Source organism: Actinoplanes sp. NPDC026619 (assembly GCF_040638295.1).
In the GTDB taxonomy this organism is placed as follows: Bacteria; Actinomycetota; Actinomycetes; order Mycobacteriales; family Micromonosporaceae; genus Actinoplanes.
Genome location: NZ_JBEZYA010000030.1, coordinates 35,877 through 58,367, shown reverse-complemented (window position 1 = coordinate 58,367; position 22,491 = coordinate 35,877). Strand labels below are relative to the sequence as shown.

The 22,491-nt window shown below is 70.2% G+C and carries 17 protein-coding genes; 14 read left to right on the top strand and 3 right to left on the bottom strand.

What is annotated here, in order from left to right; all coding sequences use genetic code 11:
• Positions 1-2 precede the first annotated feature (2 nt).
• From AB0E90_RS42420 to AB0E90_RS42360, 13 genes are all read left to right on the top strand, one after another.
• Positions 3-2,087 carry a hypothetical protein gene (locus AB0E90_RS42420; protein WP_360417990.1) on the top strand — a complete coding sequence of 695 codons (2,085 nt, stop codon included), beginning with the start codon at positions 3-5 and terminating at the stop codon, positions 2,085-2,087.
• 24 nt (positions 2,088-2,111) lie between these two features.
• Positions 2,112-3,629: an SCO6880 family protein gene (locus AB0E90_RS42415; protein ID WP_360417989.1), complete on the top strand. Its 1,518-nt coding sequence runs from the start codon at positions 2,112-2,114 to the stop codon at positions 3,627-3,629.
• The gene (locus AB0E90_RS42410) at positions 3,626-5,191 is read left to right on the top strand and encodes a hypothetical protein (protein ID WP_360417988.1); all 1,566 of its coding nucleotides are present in this window, start codon (positions 3,626-3,628) and stop codon (positions 5,189-5,191) included. The genes AB0E90_RS42415 and AB0E90_RS42410 overlap by 4 nt, the downstream gene beginning before the upstream one ends.
• Positions 5,191-7,050 carry a TraM recognition domain-containing protein gene (locus tag AB0E90_RS42405; RefSeq protein WP_360417987.1) on the top strand — a complete coding sequence of 620 codons (1,860 nt, stop codon included), beginning with the start codon at positions 5,191-5,193 and terminating at the stop codon, positions 7,048-7,050. Before AB0E90_RS42410 ends, AB0E90_RS42405 begins: the two co-directional genes overlap by 1 nt.
• 1 nt (position 7,051) lies before the next feature.
• Positions 7,052-7,669: a hypothetical protein gene (locus AB0E90_RS42400; RefSeq protein WP_360417986.1), complete on the top strand. Its 618-nt coding sequence runs from the start codon at positions 7,052-7,054 to the stop codon at positions 7,667-7,669.
• Complete coding sequence (locus AB0E90_RS42395; RefSeq protein ID WP_360417985.1) at positions 7,666-7,989, top strand: hypothetical protein; 324 nt, start codon at positions 7,666-7,668, stop codon at positions 7,987-7,989. Before AB0E90_RS42400 ends, AB0E90_RS42395 begins: the two co-directional genes overlap by 4 nt.
• Complete coding sequence (locus AB0E90_RS42390) at positions 7,986-8,249, top strand: hypothetical protein (protein ID WP_360417984.1); 264 nt, start codon at positions 7,986-7,988, stop codon at positions 8,247-8,249. The genes AB0E90_RS42395 and AB0E90_RS42390 overlap by 4 nt, the downstream gene beginning before the upstream one ends.
• Positions 8,246-8,722 carry a hypothetical protein gene (locus AB0E90_RS42385; RefSeq protein WP_360417983.1) on the top strand — a complete coding sequence of 159 codons (477 nt, stop codon included), beginning with the start codon at positions 8,246-8,248 and terminating at the stop codon, positions 8,720-8,722. Before AB0E90_RS42390 ends, AB0E90_RS42385 begins: the two co-directional genes overlap by 4 nt.
• A complete protein-coding gene (locus tag AB0E90_RS42380; RefSeq protein ID WP_360417982.1) occupies positions 8,719-9,807 on the top strand; it encodes a M23 family metallopeptidase in 1,089 nt (362 codons plus the stop codon). Before AB0E90_RS42385 ends, AB0E90_RS42380 begins: the two co-directional genes overlap by 4 nt.
• A 226-nt stretch (positions 9,808-10,033) precedes the next feature.
• Positions 10,034-10,975 (top strand): alpha/beta hydrolase, encoded by a 942-nt coding sequence (locus tag AB0E90_RS42375; RefSeq protein ID WP_360417981.1) that lies wholly within the window; start codon positions 10,034-10,036, stop codon positions 10,973-10,975.
• Between the two features lie 256 nt (positions 10,976-11,231).
• Positions 11,232-11,699 (top strand): MarR family transcriptional regulator, encoded by a 468-nt coding sequence (locus AB0E90_RS42370; RefSeq protein WP_360417980.1) that lies wholly within the window; start codon positions 11,232-11,234, stop codon positions 11,697-11,699.
• Positions 11,700-12,324: 625 nt separating this feature from the next.
• Entirely contained in the window at positions 12,325-13,563 is a 1,239-nt protein-coding gene (locus AB0E90_RS42365; protein WP_360417979.1) for an MFS transporter, read from the top strand.
• Between the two features lie 232 nt (positions 13,564-13,795).
• Positions 13,796-14,140 (top strand): hypothetical protein, encoded by a 345-nt coding sequence (locus AB0E90_RS42360; protein ID WP_360417978.1) that lies wholly within the window; start codon positions 13,796-13,798, stop codon positions 14,138-14,140.
• A 35-nt stretch (positions 14,141-14,175) separates the two neighbouring features.
• Here AB0E90_RS42360 and AB0E90_RS42355 read toward each other — a convergent pair whose 3' ends face one another.
• Both AB0E90_RS42355 and AB0E90_RS42350 read right to left on the bottom strand, forming a co-directional pair.
• Positions 14,176-15,654 carry a hypothetical protein gene (locus AB0E90_RS42355; RefSeq protein ID WP_360417977.1) on the bottom strand — a complete coding sequence of 493 codons (1,479 nt, stop codon included), beginning with the start codon at positions 15,652-15,654 and terminating at the stop codon, positions 14,176-14,178.
• A 289-nt stretch (positions 15,655-15,943) separates the two neighbouring features.
• Complete coding sequence (locus tag AB0E90_RS42350) at positions 15,944-16,504, bottom strand: hypothetical protein (RefSeq protein ID WP_360417976.1); 561 nt, start codon at positions 16,502-16,504, stop codon at positions 15,944-15,946.
• A gap of 424 nt (positions 16,505-16,928) precedes the next feature.
• On the opposite strand from AB0E90_RS42350, the gene AB0E90_RS42345 reads away from it, so the two are divergent.
• On the top strand, positions 16,929-18,077 hold the full coding sequence (locus AB0E90_RS42345) for a hypothetical protein (protein WP_360417975.1): 1,149 nt from the start codon (positions 16,929-16,931) through the stop codon (positions 18,075-18,077).
• Here AB0E90_RS42345 and mobF read toward each other — a convergent pair.
• Positions 18,074-22,363, bottom strand: a complete 4,290-nt coding sequence (mobF, locus tag AB0E90_RS42340) for a MobF family relaxase (protein ID WP_360417974.1) — start codon at positions 22,361-22,363, stop codon at positions 18,074-18,076. The two genes, AB0E90_RS42345 and mobF, sit on opposite strands and share 4 nt — an antisense overlap.
• Positions 22,364-22,491 lie beyond the last annotated feature (128 nt).

The window sequence follows — 22,491 nt, the reverse complement described above, 5'->3', positions numbered from 1 at the left end:
CCGTGACCACACCGGAGGGCAATCGCAGGGTTCGCCGGGCCGACGCACGTTCGCGGTACGGCTGGTCGACGCGTGTCGTGCTGCTGCTCGCCGCCGTGCTGGCCGCGATCGCCGCTGGCGCGGTCCGTGCGGACGCCGCTCCGGGCCCGAGTCCGGCCCCGTCGACGCCACCGGGCGCCAGCGCCTGCGCGGCGAAAGCCCCCGGGGCGGTGGCGTGGTGCATGCCCTGGTCCGTCCGCCTCGACACGGTGCCGCCCGGCGGCCGGTCGCACTGGGCCACCACCTGCAGCAAGGCCGTCGGCGACGACGAGAAGCAGTCGTGCACGGCCGCGTCGATCACGCTCGACCCGACGCCGCGCGAGGGCACGGCGTCGGTGCTGATGGACGGCCCGAGCACCGGCAGCGGCGCGACCGGCCTGATCAACTGCGGGCTGATGACGGCGCCGAGCGTTGGGCCGGGTTCACCGGAGCAGACCGCCTGGACCAGCAAGCAGAAAGCATGTTCGGGACGCGTCGCCGAGTGGGCGGCCCAGGTCTACGACCCGGACCCCAAGCCCGCCGACTGCTCTATCGCCGATGTGAACTGCAAGGTGCAGCGCGGTGTTCAGGAGGCGCTGACCAGCGGGATCCGTTCCGGCATCCAGGGCCTGGTTGACGTCGTGGTTCAGGGCACCGTGTTCCTGCTGTCCAAGCTGGCCGGCTTGGTCTTCACGGCCACGTCGATCTCGTCGCCCGACGACGCTTTCTACTCGACGTACAACTCGCTGGCCGGCGTCCTCGTCGCGCTGATCTTCGTGTTCTTCATCCTGTCGACGGTCATCAACGGGTTACGTACCCGCGGCGGACCCGGCCCGGTCGCATCGCTCGGCGGGCTGGTCCGTGCGGTGCTGGGCATCACGTTCGCCGGCGGGATCGCGTACACGATCGTCGCGGCCTGGGACCAGGCGACCAACGCCGTCCTCGACGCGAACGGCAGCACCCCGTACGACCCGTCGCGGCTGGTCACGAGCTTCACCGAGCTCACCGGAGGCGCTGGGACGCTGCTCGCGGCGCTGGTGCTGTCGGGTATGGCGTCTGTCGGCCTGCTGCTCCTGTTCGTGATCATGCTGTTCCGCGGTGTGCTGGCGACCGGTGCAGCGCTGTTCGGGGCGATGGCGATGACCGGGCAGGCGATGGAGGAGACCCGGCACTGGGGTCGCCGGTGGTTCTGGACGGTCAATGCGCTCGGCTCCAGCAAGTTCTTCATCGCCGAGTTGTGGATCTATTCGTCGCGGTCGGCGTACGGGTCGGACAGCTTGATGAACGCGCTGCGCGCGGTGCTGATGATCTGGCTGATGGTCGCCGCCCCGTGGATTCTGCTGCGGCTGACGACGCTGTGGGACGGCTATCTCTCTGACGTCAACGGGCACGCCCTGCTGTCGGTGGCTGGCAATCCCCTGCAACTGGGTGCCGATTTCGCCAGCGGTCTGCAGGCCGGTGCCGGTGGTTCCGACTCCAGCCCTGGTTCGGGGGCGGCCGGGCTGATGGACGAGAACAGCGCCGGGGTGCCGACCACGCCAGGCGGACCGCTCGGCGAGGCCGCCGGAATCGGCGACGGCAAAGGACGCCAGGCCGCAGACGCGGCCGCGAAGGGTGGCGACGGCAGCCAGGTGGGCCAGACGTCCTCGGATCCTGCCGCCCAGAACGACGGGGCCGGCTCGGGCGGCCCGAACGAGCAGGAAGTCGACGGCCTTCAGGCCGGTGCGGACAGCGCCAGCCACGACGTGGCGACCGGACACGCCGCCGCCCCCGGCGATGCCACGGGCGCGCACGGCTCGGTGCCGGTCACCCCCGGCGGCGCGCAGGGCCCCGGCCCGACCGGCAGCAACACCGCGGGCCCGCTGTCTCCCGCGGACAGCGGGCCGATCGGCGCCGGCTCGGACGGCGGCGCCTCGCCGAACTCGGCCACCGAATCAACGCAAACGCCCTCGAGTGAACCCGCGGACGGTGGCGGCTCGCGGTCGCCCGGCCGCACGGGCGCAGCAGGTTCCGGCGGCAGCGACGGCGCCGCGGCGGTCGCCGCCGACGTGCCGATCGTGCCGCTCTAGACGATCAATTGTCGAGGAGAATTGATGAGGTTCCAGTTTCCTCCGCGTTCGACACGCGGCGCGGTGCTCGGGTTCGCCTGGTCACAGATCATGCTCGTCCTGGCAGGGGTCATCTGCGCGGTGGTCGCGCTGAACCTGCTGGTCGCCGGCGACCGCGGTCTGGCAATCGGCGCGTTCGCCGGGTGCGTGCTGCTGTTGACGCTCGGCCTGCTGCGGTTGAAGGGCCGCCGAGTCACCGAGTGGACGCCGGTCGTGGCCGGCGCGGTCCTGCAACGCTGGGCCGGGCAGGGCCAGTACCGCGGCGGCCCGTACGCGCCCAACAGCGTCGACGAGTGGATGGACCTGCCCGGCCCGGCCGCGGCCTACGTGTGGCTGCCCGCGACCGCCGCCGACGGCACCACCCAGGTCGGGCTCCTGCACCACCGCGCCGAGAAGACGGTGACGGCCGCCCTGGCCTGCCACGGCGCCAACCTGATCCTGGCCGACTTGGACGTGCAAGACCAGCGGCTGACCGACTGGGCGCAACTACTCAACATCCTCGGCAGCGAGTACGCCGACAGCGGCCTGGTCCGCTGGTCGGTGACCGCCCGCGCGGTCCCCGACACGGGCAACGCCGCGCAACGGTTCCTGGTCAACCGGGCCGTCGACACGAGCTCGGAGGCGTACCGGTCGCTCGCGCAGTTGACCGCCGCGGCGGCACCGGCCGCGCAACGCCACGAGATCTACCTGTCGGTGGTATTCGACATCGCCCGCCTCTCGGGCGAGATCACCCGGGCGGGCGGGACGGACGCGGCGATCGCCGCGGTGATCCTGGACCGGCTGACCGGCATCGAAGCCGCCGTCGGCGAGGCCGATGTCGCCACGGGCGGCTGGCTGTCCCCGCGTGCCTACGCGGCGGTCATCCGCACCCAGTTCGACCCGGACGATCAGGAAGTCGTCGACCTGCGCTCCAGCACCCCCACCCGCGACGGCGGGCCGGTGTCGGCTGGGGTGCAGCCACGGCTGGCCGGGCCGGTCGCCGCCCGGACGGTCGGCTGGAACACCTACCAGCACGACTCCGCGTATTCGCGCACGTTGTGGCTCGCGCAGATGCCACGGCAGCAGGTCGCGGCGACCTGGCTCACCCCGCTGTACCTGCGCACCACCTCCCGGCGGACGGTCACCCTGGTCGCGCAGCCGGTCCCGGCGGCGCTCGCGCAGCTGGCAACCCGCCGCGAAAAGGTCTCCCGGGCCGGCGACGAGGTCACCAAACGCAAGCTGCGCCTGGTCAGGACCGCCCGCGAGGACGACGAAGCCCGCGCGGTCGAGCAGATCGACCGGGAGCAGGCCGCCGGGCACGTGCGCTACCGGTACGCGCTGCTGGTCACCGTCACCGCCGCCTCGATCCCGGACCTTGACCGGGATGTCCGCGCGGTCCGGCGGATCCTGTCGCGGGCCGGCTGCGAAGCCGTCAGCCTCGCCGGCGAACAGGATCAAGCTTTCGCCGCCGGGGCGCTTCCGCTCGCCCGCGGATTGAAGCCGGTGCGGGGATGGTCGGCGTGAGCCGCCGTGTCCTGCGCCGGGAAGGCTCGCTCGGCGACCGCATCACCCAGCAGGCCGCCGCCCGTGACCTCGCCCGAGCGCAAGCCACCCTCGCCCGCGAGCAGCGATCCTTGGACCGGCACACCGACCGGCTGTTGGGGCCGGTCCCGGCCGGGCGGCGCGGCGCGTACGGCACTGCCGCAGGCCGGGTGTTCTGGCCGATGCAACTGCCCCCGCTGGTGACCACCTCGGCGCAGTTGTGCAGCGTGTTCCCGTTCGTGGCCGACCCGGGGTTGCCGGTCGACGGGCCGCTGATCGGTCTTGAGGTTTACAGCAGGTCAGCGTTCACCTTCAGCCTGCACGAGCTATACCGGGCGAAGATCATCACGGCACCGAACATGGTCGTCACGGGTGAGATCGGCTCCGGGAAATCGTCGCTGCTCAAGACGCTCGCGTTTCGCGGGATCCCGTTCGGCGTCCGGTTCTACGGCACCGACTACAAAGGCGAATACGAACAGCTCGCCGCGCTGGCCGGGATCACGCCGGTGCGCGTCGGCCCGGGCCTCGGGGTCATCATGAATCCCCTGGCGGGGATCCGCCGGCATCCGGGGCAGACCGAGGCGCAGTGGCGTCAGGTGCAACGCTCCCGCCGGCTGCTGCTGCTGGAAGGGCTCCTGGAGATCCAGCTCGGCGGACCGTTGCAGGAAGCCGAACGGTCCCTTCTCGAGTTCGCGGTCGACGCGGTCACCCGTGAGAACGACGCCAGCCCGGACCGGATGGCCACTCCCACCTTGTCCGGGGTGCTCGCCGCCACCGGCAACCCGGAGCTCTGGCGCAACCGGCTCACCCCGCTCGCCTATCCGCTGGAGGTGTTCACCGCCGACTCCCGCCGGGTCCGCCTCGCCCTGGAACGGCTGATCAGCGGGGCGCTCGGCGGTGTCTTCGACGGGCCGGTCTCCTCCAATGCCCACCTCGACTTCGCCCAGCCGGGCGCGATTCTGGACCTGCGTGCCATCCGCGCGTCGGACCAGATGAGCGCGATGGCGATGACGTGCGCCCAGTCGTGGCTGGAGACGGAACTTTCGGCGCCGGACTCGCCGCCGCGGGTGTGCTTCTACGACGAGTTCGCGCTGATCGCCCGCCATCTGCCGCTGATCCGGCGCATGCGCGAACAGATGAAACTGGCCCGCGCTCTCGGGATCGCGAACGTATTGGCGTTCCATCGCTTCTCCGATCTGGCGGCGTCCGGGGCGGCCGACTCCGAACAGGTGCGCATCGCGCGGGGCCTGATCGAGGACTCCGGGGTACGCGTCTCCTACCGGCAGGCCACCGGCAGCGTCGAGCAGGCCCGCGAATTCCTGGGCACCTCCGACGTGGAGAGCGACCTGCTGCGATACCTGCGCCAAGGCGTCGGCCTGTGGAAGATCGGCACCCGATCGTTCGTCGTCAAGCACCAGCTCAGCCAGGTGGAGACGGCGATGGTGCACACCGACAGCCGCATGACCACCGACGAACCCGGCGACCACCCTGCCGGCGACTACGCCGCTCGACTAGAGGCCGCCACGAACGGGGTGGCGTCGTGATGAGCCGGCCGCCGATCTCGTCGCCGGGCCACCGCCCGCCGCGGCAGGGCCTGCGCCGCGCCGACCTGGTCGTCCGGGCCTTCCTGCTCGGCCTGATCGTCGTCGTGGCCACCGTCGCCGTGCTGTCGCTGTGGGCGGCGGGACAGATGTCCGGTCTGCTGGCCCGTCAGCAATGGCCGGCCACCGATCTCGGCGACGCAGTCGGCATCTCGCTTCGCCTGACCAGTCGTCTCGCGGAACCTGCCGCGGCGTGGCCGGTGCGCGCCCGCGCGGCCGTCGGCCCGGCCTGGCTGATCTACCTGATGTGGGCGCTGCTGTTTACCGGCACGCTCGTCGCGGTCGGGGCACCGGCCGTGCGGCTGGCCCGGATCCGGTTGCGGCGCCGCGGATTCGCCACCACCGGCGAGCTGCATCGCGCCTTGACAGCCGACGCCGTCCTCGCCCGGGTCGACGTCGTCCGGCCCGGCCTGACGATCACCGACACCGACGACGAACCCGCCAGAGCCGCGAAAAACGCCCGGCGCCGCGACCCTCTCGAAGCGGCCCGGTTCCTCGGCCATGACGCCACCGGCGGCCGGCCGCTGTATCTGGCCAACGAGTACACGCTGCTGGCAGCCGCGGTGCCGCGGTTCGGGAACAAAACCACGAGGTACGTGATCCCGGCGGTTGCCGACGCGCGCGGCGCGGTCCTGACCACCTCGACCCGTCTCGACGTCGCGGAGATCACCTACGAGCGGCGCGCGCAGATCGGCCCCACGCACATCTTCGAACCGCAGGGCGAGGTCCGCGGCGTGCCCCGCATGGCGTGGTCTCCGATCGAAGGCGCCGACGACCAGATCGTGGCCATGTTGCGCGCGAACGGGTTCGCCGCCGGCTCCGGTATCGGCGACGAGTCCGTCGAGAACGGCAAATGGTTCCGGGATCAGGCCGCGACGATCCTGCGCGGACTGCTGCACGCCGCCGCCCTGGACGAGCACGCCACCATGCTCGACGTCCTCGCCTGGTCGCAGAACCCGGCGAACGCACGGCCTGAGCGGATCCTGCGGGCGCATGGCGTTGACGCCTGGGCGGACCGGCTCACCCGCCATCGTGAGACCACTGGCCGGGCTCGCGACACCATCCAAACCGTCGTCGCCGGCGCACTCGATGCTTTCAACGATCCGAGGGTGTTGCAGGCGTGCTCGCCGCCGCGCGGCACCCAGTTCCGGCCGGTCGACTGGATACGCGAATCCGGAACCATCTATCTGGTCGGCACGCGCGACGCGCAGGCGCTAATCGCCCCGCTGCTCGCCGCCCTTTCGGAGGACATCCTTTACCAGGCCAAGCGGCTCGCTCTGACCGCGCCCGGCGGGCGGATCGAACCCTGCCTGTATTTCATCGGCGACGAGATCGCGAACATCGCCCCGCTGCCCTCGCTGCCGTCACTGATGAACGAGGGCGGCGGCTCCGGGATCGCCGTGAGCGTGTTCGCGCAGAACCTGCACCAGCTGCGGGACAGGTGGGGCGACAAAGGCGGCCAGGCGATCGCCGACTCCGCCAGCGCCCGCCTCTACATCGGCGGCTCCACTGATGTTGCCGGGCTCCGCGATGCCCAGGCCCTGGCCGGGCAGGTCACCGAGATCACCGCTAATGCCTCCTGGGGCGGCGGCCGGCCTGGTTCGGCCAGCGAGAACGAGCGCCGGGAAAACCTGATCGACCTGGCCGACCTGCGCACCCTGCCGGAAGGACGCGCGATCGCCCTGGTCGGCAACCTGCCGCCGGTCGAGCTCACCGTTCCCGCCTGGTGGGAGCGCGACGACGCCGCCGAGCTTGCCGCCGGCCGTGACGTGTTCCGGCGGCGCCTGGCGAAGGCGGCGTGAGATGGATGCCGCCGACTTCCAGCTCCCTCCCGACGCGCCCGCAGACCTCGCCGCCGTCGCCCAGCTCGCTGCCTCTCTCGCGACGCTGACCGCCGCGGTCGAGACCCTGCACGAGCAGTACCAATCGCTCGCCGACGCCGTCGCCCGCCAGCAGGCCGGCCCGCGGAGGGCACCGGCGAGTGTGCCGTGGCCGCTGCGCTGGGACGACCTCGACCGCGACGCCGCCGCCCAAACGTGGGCGTGGTTGATCGACTGGGTCTCCTGGATGACTGACCGGTACCAGCTCGCCGAGGAGCTGCCGGCCTGCTGGTACCGGCATCCACCCCTGGTGGAGGAGCTGACCGCGCTCGGCGCCGCATGGCAGGTCAGCTACGACGACACCGCGACCGCCGACGGGCCGCTGCTGTGGCACGAACGCTTCGGCCGCGCCCGGGACCGGCTCCGCGCGTGGGACGACTACACCCGCTGCCGCCACGGCGAACACCACGACCGGCACATCGACCTCGGCTGGCCGGCCGACTGGCGCGACGACGCCGTCGACGCCGCGAACCACGACCTCACCGGCCGCCCGAGCCGCCCGGACGCCGAGCCGGCAAGCAGGACGGAGCCACGCCGATGACCATGCCCGCCGAAGTCAGCTCCGCCACCGACTGGGACCGGCTCGTCGCCCTGCTGCGCGCCCAGTACCGCGACATCGACGGCCTCTACCAGCGCATCACCGGCACCGACCCCGAAGCCGAGACCGAGGAGCTGGAGGACAGCGAACCGATGACCGACCCGAGCATTCACCCCGACGAAGGCTACGACCCGGACGCCGATGCCGTGGACGAGGAGCTGGAGAACCGGCGCCGCATCGAGGAGGACGTCGCGACCGACGGCCGGCTCGATGGAGACCACCAGATCGACCCGCGCGACGAACCCGGCCTGGACTGGGAATGAACACCACGACCGCGTCCACCGGCATCAGTTCCGGCGACCCGGATCCGGATCCGGACGAGGTACTGCGCTACCTCGTTATCCTGCGCGAGCTCGGTACCCACGGGTTCGCGGTCAACACCGCGCTGGCTGAAGCCCATACCGCCGACACTCCGCGCCGCCGCGTTGCTGCGCTGACCACCTTGCACACGCGGCTGCGCGGGATGGCCGCGGTCACCAACGCGGCACTCGCTACCCCGCCAGACGAGGGCGACGCGCGATGACCCGACCTGTCGCCCTCGCCGTCGCGGCGGTGCTGTTGCTGCTCACCGCGGGATGCGGCACCACACGATCCTCCGGTACGACGGCCCAGCCAGCCGCGAGCAGCCAACACATGCCGCTGCCGGAGGACGACAACGAGGATCTCAGCCCAGCCGCGAGTACGGCGCCAACCGACGAGGCGCTGCTGGCCGCACAAACTTTCGTCCGCCAGTGGGCGCGACCGTCAGTGGAACAAGCCGCCTGGTATGCCGGCGTCCAGCCTTGGGCAACCCCGCCGTACGCCCAGCTGCTGGCCGACACCGACCCGGCCAACGTGCCCGCCCACGCCGTCACCGGCGCACCCGACCCGGTGTCGTCCACGACGGCCGTGCTCGTCGCCGACGTGCCCACCGACGCCGGCAAGATCCGCGTGACCGTCGTCAACACCGGCGGCCGGTGGCTGGTGGCCGCCGCCCGACCTACCGCGACGCCATGAGGGCCTGGCCGTGGATCGCCACCCCGCTGGCGTTGCTCGCCTTGTGCGGGCTGCCGCTGGCGGCCGTCCTCGACGACGCCCCCGCGGCCGCGGCCTGCACCAGCACCCCCGACGGCGATCGAGTCTCGTTCAGCGGGCCGGCCGAGGCGGTGGGCCGGTGGAACTCGACGCAGGTCGGCAACGCCGCGATCATCGTCGCCACCGGCGATCACAATCGTGTCCCCGCGCGCGGCTGGGTCATCGCGGTGGCGACCGCGATGACCGAATCACGGCTGACCAACCACGGCAACCTCGGTCCACGCAACGACCACGACTCGCTCGGCCTGTTCCAGCAGCGCCCTTCCCAAGGCTGGGGCACGCCGGCACAGCTGCAGGACCCCATCTACGCCTCAACGGCGTTCTACAAGGCCCTGCAGCGCATCTCCGGCTGGCCGAGCCTGCCGCTGACCGTCGCCGCCCAGAAGGTCCAAAAGTCGGGATACCCCGACCGGTACGCCGACTTCGAGAACGACGCCGAACAGGTCGTCGCCGCCGTCACGGGCAAAGCGTCGATCAGCGGGCTACCCGGGGCGAGTCTCGCCGACTGCGGCACCAGCCCGGCGGTTTCGGCGGACGGGTGGACCCCACCGGTCCGAGCGACCGTCGTGTCCGGGTTCCGCACCCCGTCGCGGCCGACGCATCAGGGCGACGACCTCGGAGCCAAGCGGTACACCGTCATCCGCGCCGCCGCCGCCGGAAAGGTCGTCTGGGCCGGCTGCGACGGCGACACCGGCAACTGCGACATCGACGGCAGCCCCGAGACGCCCGGCTGCGGCTGGTTCGTGGAGATCCTGCACGCCGGGCAAATCGCCACCCGCTACTGCCACATGGTCCGCAAACCCGACGTCGTCTACGGCCAGCAGGTCACCGTGGGCGACCCGATCGGTCTCGTCGGCACCAGCGGCCACTCCTCCGGACCGCACCTGCATTTCGAGGTCCACACCGGCGTCACCTGCGGCAAGAACCGATGCCAGCTGCGCAGCCTCAACGCGATCGACCCCACCCCGTTCATGCAACAACTCGGAGCTCCCATCGGCCAGCCCTAGCCCGCCCGATACCGACCCCCCAGGCACGCCCACGTGCACGAATGAAGGAGAAATCGCCATGACCGCGAACCCCGCAACCGCAGACACGACCCCCCCGCGTCCGCCGCGCCACCATCTCTTGGCCGTGCTTCTCATGGCATTGGTGGCGTCGGCGCTGCCTGCCGTGTCATCTGCCCAGGCCGCGCCGGCGCGCGAGCGCCCCGCGAGCGGCTGCACCCGCCAGGAAATGACCGTCACCCTCACCACGCCCAGACCTGTCCCGTACCGGATCGCGGGCTGGCTGTGCCAGCCCCGCCACCAGACCACCACCGTGCAGGTGCTGGTCTCCGGACTCACCTACACCCACCGCTACTGGACCGGCCCCGGCCCGAACAACAACCAGGTCGCCGCCGCGCTCGCCGCCGGCGACGCCGTCTACCTGTTCGACCGCCTCGGCACCGGCGACAGCGACCGGCCACCCGCCGCGCAGGTCACCACCACCAGCGAAGCCGCCGCCACCCACCAGATCCTCCACGCACTGCGCAACGGCACCCTCGGCCACTACCCGCGAGTCATCGGCGTCGGCCACTCCTTCGGCACCGTCATCTGGATGGCCGAAGCCGCCACCTACCGCGACGTCGACGCGCTCGTACTCACCGGCCTGCTGCACGACATCAACCTCGACGCGATGACCCGCTTCACCACCGACCTTTACCCGGCCGGTCAGGACCCCCAATTCGCCGCCAGTGCCCCGCCGGACGGATACCTCACCACCCGGCCCGGCAGCCGCGCCGACTACTTCCTCAATCCCGACACGAGCCCCGACGTAGCGGCGTGGGACGAGAGCACCAAGACCACGGCCACCACCGGCGAACTCACCTTCACCCCCGAAGACGAACTGCGCTACAGCCGCGCCATCCAGATCCCCGTACTGCTCGTGCTCGGCGCCACCGACGCCCTGTTCTGCGGGGCTGCCCAGCCCTGCGCAACCCCCGCCGACATCTGCCAGCGCGAACGCCCGGCCTTCCCACACAGCGCCGACCTGACCGCCGCGATCCTGCCGGCAACCGGTCACTCGATCAACCTGCACCCCACCGCCCCACTGGCCTTCGCGCTGATGAACCGCTGGCTGGCCGACCTCGACAACGGGCCCGACCACCGACCGCAGTTCGCCGACTGCCGGCGCTGACCCGCCGCAGCGACCGCGGACACCACCCATTCCCGCACACCGAAGGACCAGGCATGCGTTCCACACCCGAATCACCCGCTTGGCCGGCCTGGCTCGGCCGACTCTGCTTTGCGCCCTCGCCCGTTGCCGGACCGGAAGCTTGGTTTCGGCCCGGCCTGCGGACGTTCGGCTGGCCGTCCGGGGACCATCACCGGCACCGCCGCACCCGATCCCGGACACGCACACCGCCCACCTCCAGCACCGTATGGACGCGGTCATGAGCGCCACCGCCCAGCGGGATCTGGCGGCCGGCCAGGCCGGAGCGCCGGGAGACGACACCGGCCTGCGCCGTCTCGATCGGGTCACCACGCTGTGCCACACCGCGAACTACGTCCGCCGGCACCTCGAGACCGCCGTACTGCGCGACGCGCACCTGACTTGGACGAGCTACGACGTGCTGCACCTGGCCGTCATGCACCGGCCAATCGATACCGGCGTGCTCGCGGCCCTGGCGAACGTCTCCAAAGGCACCGTCACCCGCGCCGCCGCCGACCTCACCAAACGGGGACTGCTCAGGCGCACCACCCCAAAGCAGGACGGGCGCCGCTCCGTTCTGACCCCCACCGTTGCCGGCTGGGAGCTCAACCAGCGGCTACGCGCACAACTGGTCACCGAATTGGCCCTGCTCCTCAGTACAGGCTCGGGCAACCAGCAAACCGCCGTGCTGCACCGCCTCGTCACCTGACGCTGACCAGCGTCCCATCTGTTTCACGGATCGACAGGAGACCACCGTGGCCAGGTTCGAACCCTCGCCGAAGACACCGTCCGTCAAACGGCGCACCGCCATCGGTGGAGACGATGTCCGAGGTGGCCCGGTCTCCTGGCATGGGCATGCCGACCAGCGTCGCCGTCCGGTCTCGGCGGGTCGTGCCCGCGCCACGCCCTCCCCGGGTAACCCAGCCGCGGGCAGGACCCGCCGAACCCACCTGGCACTCGGCCTGATCGGTATCAGCATCGCCGTGACTGCCGGAGCCTGGACCATTCACCAGCTCCACACCGTCCCCGCAGGACGACACCGGCGGCCGTGCAGAACTCGTCCCGCCCTTACCTCCGCCGCCGCGCGGGCCGACCACCCGTCGACCGCGCCCACCCGAGCGTCCGTCGCCGGACTTAGCTCCGCCGCCGAACTTCGCGGACAAGAACGTCCTCCAGCCACCCGACGACATCGCCCGCGTGCTCGTCGGCACCTCACGGTCGCGCACGTGCCTGGCCGACGGCCACCTCTCACCGAGGTCGCGCCGAGCGCTGCCAGCGACGCCCAGGACGCGGGCAGCGGTGAGCTGAAGCGTGCCCGGATCGCCGTATGCCTGATGTTCCTGGTCGCCGGAGCCGCCATCGGCACCTGGACCGCCCGGATACCCGCCATCATGCACGGACTCGACCTCTCCGACGGCCAGCTCAGCCTGGCCCTCGTCGTCCTCGCCGCGGGCGGCCTGATCGGCATGGGCGGCTCCGGCCGGCTCGTCGACCGACTCGGCAGCCGCCGAGTCCTCATCCCGGCCATGCTCACTGTGGGCGGCGGACTCGTCGGACCCGCATACGCGCCCAATCTGACCGCGTTACTCGGTGCTCTGCTCGCCTTCGGCATCTGCCACGGCGTGCTGAACGTGGCGATGAACGCCAACGCGGTCGAGGTTCAACGCGCCTACCAGCGGCCCATCATGACCTTCTGTCATGCCTTCTTCAGCATCGGCGGCGTCGCCGGAGCCGCCGCCGGCGCCGCGTTCGCCCACGCCGACCGCAGCGCCGCAGCAACATTCCTCACCGTAGGCACGGCCTCCACGGTGCTCGCCGTCGTCGCGATCCGGTGGGCACTGGCCACCGCTGCGCCCAAGAGGACCGGCGAGCAACGGCATACGAGCGATGCCCTCTCGGCGGGTCGCCCGTTCCCTCGAGGACGCGTCATGCTGCTCGGCCTGCTGGCCTTCTGCTCGCTGATCAACGAGGGCGCCGCCGCGGACTGGGGCAGCATGTACCTGCACGACACCCTAGGCAGCTCCAGCGCCACCGCCGCAGCCGCCTACGCGCTGTTCGCCCTGACGATGACCATCGGCCGGCTCACTGGCGACCGGATCCTCGCCCGCCTGGGCCCCGTGCGACTCCTGCGCGCATCGAGCCTGCTCGCCGCGCTCGGCTTCGGATCGGGACTGCTCGCCAACCATCCCGCAGCCGCTCTCGCCGGCTTCGCCGTGCTCGGCGCCGGCCTCGCGTGCGTCGTGCCGCAGGTCTACTCCGCCGCGGGCAACATCGACGAAAAACACGCAGGCCGCGGTCTGTCCTACGTCGCCGCGCTGGGCTACCTGGGCTTCGTGGGCGGTCCCGCCCTCATCGGAGGACTCGCCAACCTGCTCGACCTCGCTCGCGCCATGCTGTTTCTACCCGCGCTGATGCTCATCATTGGCTCGCTAGCAAGGGTGGTAGGGCAAAGACAAAGCGCAGGAACGCAGCCGCTGGCGGCTGATGCGAAGTACTCCAGGCCGGGCGTGCACCGGGACCGGCGAGCTGACCGAACTCGTCGGCACGCCATCTCTGCAGCTTCGGCGCGATGACGCAACCGCCGCGAGACCAGCCGCCCACTACCGACAGACCCGCCGGTGATACCGACCTGCAGATCATCGCCGTGCGCGGGCTCAGCAGCAGCGCGAGGCAACCCAGTTCAACAACACCAACGCCGTTGGGAACAGCGACCCCTACGCGCGTGCCGGAAGCCCCGGTGTGCCGACGATTCTGATCAATGCATTCTCTGCCCGCTCGGTACCGTTAACCTGGGAGACTTGATACATGCTTGGCGTCCCGAACCGTCATGATCACACCGCAGATATTCGCGCGCTGATCCGGCAGATGGCGATCCGCGGGATCTCCGGCTTAGTCATGACCGCTCTGGGAGCAGGCGGAACGCGCGTGATCGGCTCGGCCTTCGACGGCTCCCCGCCGCCGGCACTCATGCGAGCTATCTGGATCTTGTGGTCTGTCCTCGGCACCGTTTCGCTGCTCCACCTGGCGTTAGCGCTGATCTTCTGGCTTATCTACGTGCTGCGCAGACGTCATCTGGATGCGGCGCGCGCCGAGGTGATCGGTGAGATGAAGGCGCGGATGGCAAATGATCGTGGCACCGATCAGGCCTAACTCATTCCGCTGTCTCCAGCTGAAGCAAGTCGAAATTAGGCGATTTCCGGATGCCCCGGATCAGCCTGCAGCTGGTCTCGGCTCGATCTCGTAGCGTCCGGATCGAGTCGGCTGGAGGTCTCCTGCTGCCACCGACCCACCGGCTGGGCATCGCCGCGGGGCTGGTCCACGACCCGGGATGCGGCATCGTTGATCCTGGCGGCGAGTTGCGCGACTTCGTTCTGCAGCTGCTCAACTTCCGCCACGAGCCCGCGCGCGAGGGTGATGGGGATCTTTGTGGTGGCGCCGCCTTTAACGTCGGTGCGTCGTACGCGGGCATGCAGGGTCGCCGCTGCCGGCGGCAAGGGCTCGGCTATGGCGGGCGGCGGGATGCTGGGCGGGCCGGTGTCGAGCTGGCGGTTGGCGCGGGCGGCTTCGTGTAGACCGGTGTGCGGGGTTACGGGGGGGGCGCCGAACACCATCACCTTCGCCGGGGCCGCGTTGCCCGGCGCCGGGTCGGTCGGGCCTACGTGTTCGCGGAGCCGCGCGGCGGCCTGGTCGAGGGCGTGGCTGAGGCCGGGTTGGGTCAGGCCGCTGCCGACCGTTGTCACCGTTCGCGGCCCGATGATCAGCGGCGCCTCAGACAGTGGGAGGTCCGCGGACCGGTCGACGACCTTCTTCGAGTACAGCGCGTGGGCGTGCGCCATCGTCAGCGCCTGCATCCGCTGGACTGCCGCCGGCCGCTTGCCGATCCGGCGAACAAGCGCCTCGCCGGCGGCGGAGAGGACGTCCAAGGTCAGGCACGCCGGAACGCCCACGGCCCGGTCTGCGGTCCTGACGAACAACACCGGGCCCAGAGGTGCCGCGAACGCAGACGGGCGAGCTTGCACCTTCCGGGCATCGCGGGTCAGCCATTGCAGGGCGGCCGCTGCTCGCTGCGGGTTCCGGCACACGGTCGAGAGTCCGGTGTTGCTCGCGGCCTGCACCGCGGCGACGACGGCGACTTGCGCTGCATCGACCAGCGGGGGCTGGAGCAGGTCGCTGCCAGTCCGGTGGGCAGGCGTCCACTGTCCGGCGAGCTGGGTCAGGGTGCGGTGGCCGTGGGCCAGAACGACGTCGAGGACGTCTGAGAACGTAAATCCGAAAGCTGCAAGCACGTCGTCGTCCACGGCCTGCGCAGTCGCGGCCAGAGCGCGCAGGGTCATCAAGGGATGTTCGTGGTCGCCCGGATGGATCCGGAAGCGGCGGTCACCGAGACTGAATCCGACGTTCTCGCGGGGATCGTTCGGAGGTCGCGATGCCAAGACGGGGCGTCCCGACACAGCCCGGACGGCAGCGTCGGCCAGCTGCGCCGCGTGGTTCGCGGTAGCGATGGTGGCGCCGCGCGGTGGCCGGCGTAGGACTCGCAGCCACAGTGCGGCGAGGTGCGATGTCCAGGCAGCGGCGCCCGGCGCATCCATCGCGGCGGCCACGACCGGGAGCACCGAATCGGCCGTGAAGGTCGACAGGGACTCGTCGATGATCGCCCAGAGCACCGGGCCTTGCTGTCCCGTTTGTCGGCGGAGGCCTCCATCTCGCCCTTTGTGTTTCACCCCGCCATCCTCGCCCGGCCCCTCGGCGGAACTCGACTCATTCGCCGGGCTTCGCCTCGGCGTGCCGATGGTTTTCTAGATCAGTCGCGCGCTCCGGCGTCTGCCCGGTCCCTGGTCGTCGTCGAGCGGCGATGACTCCCGCAGCCGCCCTACCCGGGGCGCTACTCACCCCACCGGAAGGCCCCGGGTCGGCATGCCGACCCAGCCTCGGGCCCTCCGATCTTGAGACTTTTCATCCTGATGTGTCCTCGCGCGCTTTGGCGATCACTCGGTCAAGCTCTCGGTCGGCCCCGCCGGCGCGCCGTCCGTACTTATCGAGGAGGGGCGGGTACTGAGCCAGGAACCATTTGACCTGACCGTCATGCAGACCGAGTTCGACGCAACGGCAGGCTGCACTGAATGTCTGAGCGGATCGGTCGCTGCTCGGTTCGTCGTGAAGACGTCGCTGAAGTTCCGGGTAGGAGGCGGGGTCGAATGGAACTGGCTCGATGGGGTGAACCGGTGCCGCTGTGCTGGCCTCAGCCGGTTGGATGCCTCGTTGGAGCTGCTCGATTTTTCGCAGTGTCTCGGCACGCTGGGTTTCGCCGCCCGGATGCGGGACAGCGAGCCACACGATGCTCTCCTGCTGGCATAGCCTGAGCGCGAGCTCCTCAGCTCGCTTCGTGTCGAGCTTCCGCATGCGGCGCCCCGGTTCGGTGACCCAGTAGACGGCACTGCCGCTCTCACGCCCCTTGCGGACCTCGTAGTCCCACTTCCAGGTGATCAGGCTGAGACGCTGCAGCCGGTCGAGCATGTCTCCCAGATGCTCTTGGCGAGCGATGTGGTACGGCCTCCTAGGCATTCGGACACTCCTTCTCAAACAACCTCTGACCTGCGCCTCGCTCGGACCAACGGATCCATCCGCCAGGATCTTCGTAGGGTCCACCCGTGCGTGGCCCGCACTATGACCGCCCGAACATACCGATCGCGCCGGGGCGCATCAGCTCGGCAACGACGAGCAAGGGGAGGCCGATCTGTCCAAGATCGCGTGCGAGTTGGGCTCAACGATGCAATCTCACTGCGTATCGGACATTGAGCGAAGTCACCTCGGCGCGACGGCCAGAGCGTCGGGGGATCCCGCCGGAATTTCAGGCGCGTGAGCCACCACGGAAAATTTGAGGCGAATGTTGGTGGTCGGGTCCAGACTTGTGCTGCTTTATGCAGAAGGGTGGGGTCGCGTGACCGCCGAGTTGAAGGCTCCGATGACCGAGGAGCTCGTGTGGGCGAACGTCATGCGCCCCCGCATCCCCCTTGTGTACCTGGACTTGAACACGATCATCTACTTCGCCCGGTTTCTAAGCGGTGACACCAGGGTTCCGGGAAGTTATGGCGACCTGTACAGGGCGGCTCGGCGAGCGAAGTCCGAGCGGCGGGCCATGTTCCCGCTCAGCGGAGAGCACCTGTGGGAGATCTCGAAGATCACCGATCCGAAGCAGCGCGGCGACCTCGCGGACGTCCTCGAGACCCTGTCCGACTACAACTACCTGTTGGGCCGGACGTCCATCGCGGAGCTCGAGTTCGAGGCCGGCATGGCGAAGATCATGGGTGAAGACATCTCCGCGAAGAGCGTGCAGCTCGTCCGGCCGACCTTCGGCCAAGCGTTCGGGTGGGTCGGCGGGATGAAAATTCGCAACAGTGACGGCACCGACGGTTCTGACGCCGTTCGAGCACAGATGACCGACGCCGACTTCGACAAGCTGATGGCGAGGATGCATTACGAGATGGAGCGCGGAATGCTTCGGGGTCCATCTGATGAGGACCTTGAGGGACTCCGAGCCGATCCGAAATTCAAGCCCCAGGTGGCGATCGACAGCGAGAAGCAACGGGTCGAATTCGAGCTGGAGACCGAAAGACTGCTCAAGGAGCGCCCAAGATGGCGCCGTGGCCGGCTCCGAGATTTCATCGGCGCTCGCGAGATCTTGCACGAGTGGCTGGACATTTTTACCCGGCTGCGGATGGACCGAAGAGAAGCTGGAATGCCTGATTTCGACGCATCGGAGCACGAGATGCGGTCGCTTATGGGCGCGATGCCTCACACGCAGGTAGCGATCAGCCTGAAGACCAGGTACCACAAGGATCCGCTGCACAAGTGGACGGTGAACGACATCGTCGACATCGACGCGGTATCTGTAGCGTACGCATACTGCGAGGCGGTGTTCCCTGACAAGGCTGTACGGGCAGCGCTTTTGAGTTCGAAAGAGCTGCGGCCGCTCGGGACCTTCGTGCCTCGGCATCCCGAGGAACTCACCGACTGGCTGAACGGCCTACCGACGGTCATTGCGCCTGATCTGTTAATGCCCCATCCCATCCCGCGACCGGTCAGCTAGAGGTAGTCCGGCTCCGCCTCATCGCGATCGACAGCCGGGTTCGTCTCCTCTAGGACACGATCGGCGGCGGCGTCCGCGTGTTCCGCGAGCCAATCCGGGACCGGGTTTGCGTGTGGTTGCGGGCGTGTGGCCCCGACGGCGCGGACGCGGGCCGCGGTCGCCCGGACGGTGTCGGCCAGGGTGCTGGCATCGCCTGCGAGGCTCTGTGCGCGGCGGGCGGCCTCGGCGGCGGCTGCGAGTCCGGCGTAGCGGGTGGGTAGCGCCTCGGTGTACCAGCCGGTCCACGTCTGGTGCTGGCCTTCGAGGCCGTGGACGCGTTCGCGAGCAGTGTCGATGCGGACGCGTGCGGATCCGAGCCGGTCCTGCAGTTCGTCGACGGTGGTGTTGGCGCGGAGCGCGTCGGTTCTGGCGTGCTGGTGGCGGATTGCGGCGCGGGTGTGCAGGGCCCCGGCGTGCCACCACCGGGGCGTCATGGTGTCGGCGTGCCGGGCCGCGGACGCGGCGGCGGTTTGGGCGGTGGCCAGGTCGACGCGGGCGTCACGGAGGTGGTTCTCGGCGCCGACGAGTTGGGTGTGGGCGACACGGAGCTGTCCGGCGACGTAGGCGGGGGCGTGCTGGTCGGCGTCGCGTTGCGCCGCGATGAGCATCCGGAGCTGCCCGTCGGTGGCGGTGCTGATCTGCCCGGCGAGGGTGGCAACCCCAAGGACAGTCTGTGCGCGTTGCCATACGCCCCACCGGTCGACGTCGCGGGGTGAGGGTTCGGGACCGATCGGGTCGTCGCCGGTGACGGTGTAGCGGTCGCGGTAGGCGGCGATGACCGCGGCGCGTCCGGTCCACTGGTTACGGCCGGGCTCATCGTCGGGTGGCGGCCCCAGTGGAGTGGTCCAGGCGGGTTGTTCGGTGGCGGCTTGGTGGGCGAGGGCGTCGATGCGGGTGTCGCAGATGGCCGAGACCTGGCGCAGCGCGTCGGCGATATCGCCGACGGCGGTGGGTGCGCGCTGGGTGTAGGTGCCGGCTTGGGTGGGGCTGAGCGCGACGGTGGGGTCGGGTTGCAGGTCGCGGTAGGCCTGGTCGATGCGCCAGGCGAGGACGGCGGCGGTGTCGTGGGCGCTGTTCAATTCCCGCTCGGATGCGACTGCGGCAAGCACCTGTTCGGGGTCGTATCCGGCTGCGGCGAGGGCCTGCAGGCGGGCGGCGAGGGCGGGCATGGCAGGGTCGGCGGCCAGGTTGTCCGCGACCGTACGCCCGGCCGCACCGCGAACTACGTCGATGTACCGGTCGGTGCTGGCGCGGGCGGTGAGGTCGTCGAAGATGGGCCCCCAGTGCCGCAGGGTGTCGGCGTCGGCCCACAGCGTCTGCTCGGTTTCGGTGCCGGAGCGGTCGGCGCCGTCCTCGCGCAGGATCCCGGCGAGCACGGTGACGCCGGCGGTGGCCGGTGCGGGCGGGTGGGCTTCGGGGGGTTCGTCGGCGGTGACGACGGCGAGTTGGTTGAGGAGCCGGCCGCGGGTGGCCATGACGTAGAGCCGGGCGCGGGTGGTGGCTTGGTCGATGATGGCGCGAGCGACGTCGACGGTGCGGCCTTGTGCTGAGTCGACGGTGGCGGCGTAGGCGAGTTGCACGTGTGCGGCGACGTAGTCGGCGGGCAGTGCTGTGGTGGCGTGGTTGGTGGTGTTCTCGACGAGCAGGGCGCCGTCGGGTCCGTGTTCGAGGATGCGCCATTGGGTGCGGTTGGCGACGAACGCGTCGCCGGCGATCAGGGTGCGGTTGTTGCGTCGGGTGACGATCAGGTCGCCGACACCGGCGTGGGTGCCGTCAGCCAGGGCGACGGTGGGCCCGGGTTGCACGATCCCGGCGCGGATCAGCAGGCGTCGGGCTTGGGTGGCGATGTCGGCGGCTTCGGCCTGAGTTTCGACGAGGATGAGGCTGGTCCGGCCTTGCAGGACGTCGGCGGCCCACCCGTCGAGGACATGGTTGATGAGTTCGGTGCGGTGTCCGGCGATGACCCGGCCGCGGCGGTCGTACTCGGCGAGGACGGTGGTGTCGCCTTCGCGCAGCCGTAGTGAGGCGGGGCCTTCCCACGGGTCGGTGAAGCGGCGGACCTCGCGCAGGTCGGTGGTGGTGCCCAGCGAGGCGAGGTAGCGGAACATTCCGCCGGGCCCGATAGCGGAGATCTGTTCGGGGTCACCGACCAGGATGAGTTTCCCGCCGACGGGTTCGAGGAGCTGGCTGAGGCGCACGAGGTCGAGCGTGGAGGCCTGCGACGCTTCGTCAACGATCACCCACTGACTCGGCCCGAACGCCCAGTCATCGGGGGTCGTGCCTTCCGGAGGCATGTTCTGGGCGTGCAGCCACATGGCGATGTTCTCGGTACGGATGCCCGGCTGGTCGCCGTCGCGGGTGGCGTCGGCCAGGACGAACGCCGCGTTCTGCCCGACCGTGAGCCCGACCACGGGTATGCCGGCCTGGCGGGCGGCGACCCCGATGGCGCGCTGCAGGTAGGTTTTGCCGGTGCCGGCCGGGCCGACGATGCCGGTGACTCGGCGGTCGTCACCGACGGCGAAGTGCAGCGCGGTGCGCTTTTCGTCGGACAGGTCGAGCCGGTCAGCGACCCCATCGAGCAGGGCCTTGGGTGCGGGGGTGGCGCCGTGGCGGGTGGTGTAGGCGATGAGTTCTTTCTCGGCGGCCAGGACCGGTTCGGTGGACAGTTTCAGGTCGCGGTGCCGGCTGTAGATGCTCTGCCGGTCGGAGCCACGGAGCAGGGTTTCACCCCACTTGAGCAAAGCGGGCGGTGTCAGCACCCGTAGCCCGCCGGCCCGGGTCCGGATGGCGTGGGCGGCGTAGCGCTGAACCTGCCGCCAGTCGGAGCGGCGGTCCGTGGTCGGGCTGACGTGCAGCTGACGGCCGATGGCGAGTTCGAGATGGTTGATGCTGAACACGGCGCGTTCGGCGCTGAGCTCGTCGACGGCGCGTTCGACGGCCAGGTGCGGCAGCCGCCGGATCGCGGCGGTGACGACCGGCGAACGCTGCTCCTCGCGTTCCAGCTCGAGCTGGATGGCCGCGGCGTCGAGGTCTTGAACCCGGACCGGCCGGTCGGCGCGGTGGCGTTGCGCGAGGCGGATGACCTGCCGTGCCTGCTGGTCGACGGGGTCGACCGTGCGGCCTGCGGTGATGCGGCGGACTTCCGCGGCGGTGTCGAAACCGGCCTGCCGGTCCTCGCGCTGCCACCGGGTGACGGCTTCGTTGGTGGATTCGGGACCGTCCTTGGGCCGGCGGGTGCGCAGGGTGGCGTCCTGCGCGGAGCGCCGCCACCGCCCGGTAGGGATCCACTCGCGGCCGGTGCTGGGGTCGCTGTGGCGGCTGTCGAGCTCGGTCTCGACGGCGCCGCGCCGCTTGGAGTAGTGCAGGATCGCGCGCGGGTCGAACCCGATGATCTCGCGGATCGGTGAGCCGACGCGGGCGGCGAACCGGACGCCGAGCCGCCGGCCGAGTTGGTGTTCAACGGCACGTTCGTAGGCGATCCGGGCACCGATGGTGGCCTGGTAAAACGCTTTGCTGTCGAGCGCGAGCCACGTCTCACGGCCGTCGCGGACTACGCGGACCTTGGACGAGACGATGATGTGCGAGTGCAGCTGCGGGTCCTTCTCCCGCGACATCCGGTGGTCGAAGACCGCGGCGGCGAGCCCGTCGGTATCGACCTGCACGATGCCGTTGGTGCCCAGCCGGGTGAACGCCCCGTGCGCTCGCAGATGCTCCAGGGCGGCGCGGACACCGTCGTGGTGCGACGCCATCACCTCGCGCTTGACCTGGTCGTCGCCGAACGCCCACAGCAGACTGACGCTCTTGACCGGAGAAACGGTGACATCGAACCCGGCGACCGGGTGCCGTTCGGGCGCGGTCCAGATCCGCAACCAGACCTGGGCGATCTGTTCGTAGGTGGCATCCTCGGGTAGCGCTTTCCACGCTTTCTCGACGGCGGCTTGGCGGGCATCGTCGTCGAGTGCCTCGAATTTGCGCCACAGCCTGCCGAGTTGTTCGCCGGTGTCCGGGTGCCGCCCTTCGCCGATGAGGTTCTGCAACTGCTTCTCGGCGACCTGTCCGTGCCCGCCGAACAGGACCTGGCTTTGGCCGGCCCACCACCCGGGCGCCTCGCCGTGCGCGCCTGAGTCGGCGTGGTAAGCCACCACCGCGCTGGGTGCGGCGGGCCGGAAGTCGTGCCGGCCGGTGGCCACCTGCCGGGTCAGGTAGGCGATCCCGGCTCCTGGCGAGATGCGGGTTACCGAGAGCATGCCGCCGAGCGTAGGCACCGACGGGGCGCCTTTTCGACATTGGAATGCCAGGGGGTGTGCTAGTTCTGAGAAGGGGTTAAGAGTGACCTGATATCTGTGCTGATCAGAGATGGTGTAAGCAATGTTGA

Excerpts from the sequence above, each read along its gene's own strand:
- AB0E90_RS42375 (WP_360417981.1), top strand. The coding sequence starts at position 10,034 with ATGACCGTCACCCTCACCACGCCCAGACCTGTCCCGTACCGGATCGCG.
- AB0E90_RS42415 (WP_360417989.1), top strand. The coding sequence starts at position 2,112 with ATGAGGTTCCAGTTTCCTCCGCGTTCGACACGCGGCGCGGTGCTCGGG.
- AB0E90_RS42390 (WP_360417984.1), top strand. The coding sequence starts at position 7,986 with ATGAACACCACGACCGCGTCCACCGGCATCAGTTCCGGCGACCCGGAT.
- AB0E90_RS42405 (WP_360417987.1), top strand. The coding sequence starts at position 5,191 with ATGAGCCGGCCGCCGATCTCGTCGCCGGGCCACCGCCCGCCGCGGCAG.
- AB0E90_RS42380 (WP_360417982.1), top strand. The coding sequence starts at position 8,719 with ATGAGGGCCTGGCCGTGGATCGCCACCCCGCTGGCGTTGCTCGCCTTG.
- mobF (WP_360417974.1), bottom strand. The coding sequence starts at position 22,363 with ATGCTCTCGGTAACCCGCATCTCGCCAGGAGCCGGGATCGCCTACCTG.
- AB0E90_RS42365 (WP_360417979.1), top strand. The coding sequence starts at position 12,325 with ATGTTCCTGGTCGCCGGAGCCGCCATCGGCACCTGGACCGCCCGGATA.
- AB0E90_RS42350 (WP_360417976.1), bottom strand. The coding sequence starts at position 16,504 with ATGCTCGACCGGCTGCAGCGTCTCAGCCTGATCACCTGGAAGTGGGAC.
- AB0E90_RS42400 (WP_360417986.1), top strand. The coding sequence starts at position 7,052 with ATGGATGCCGCCGACTTCCAGCTCCCTCCCGACGCGCCCGCAGACCTC.
- AB0E90_RS42385 (WP_360417983.1), top strand. The coding sequence starts at position 8,246 with ATGACCCGACCTGTCGCCCTCGCCGTCGCGGCGGTGCTGTTGCTGCTC.
- AB0E90_RS42395 (WP_360417985.1), top strand. The coding sequence starts at position 7,666 with ATGACCATGCCCGCCGAAGTCAGCTCCGCCACCGACTGGGACCGGCTC.
- AB0E90_RS42360 (WP_360417978.1), top strand. The coding sequence starts at position 13,796 with ATGCTTGGCGTCCCGAACCGTCATGATCACACCGCAGATATTCGCGCG.
- AB0E90_RS42370 (WP_360417980.1), top strand. The coding sequence starts at position 11,232 with ATGAGCGCCACCGCCCAGCGGGATCTGGCGGCCGGCCAGGCCGGAGCG.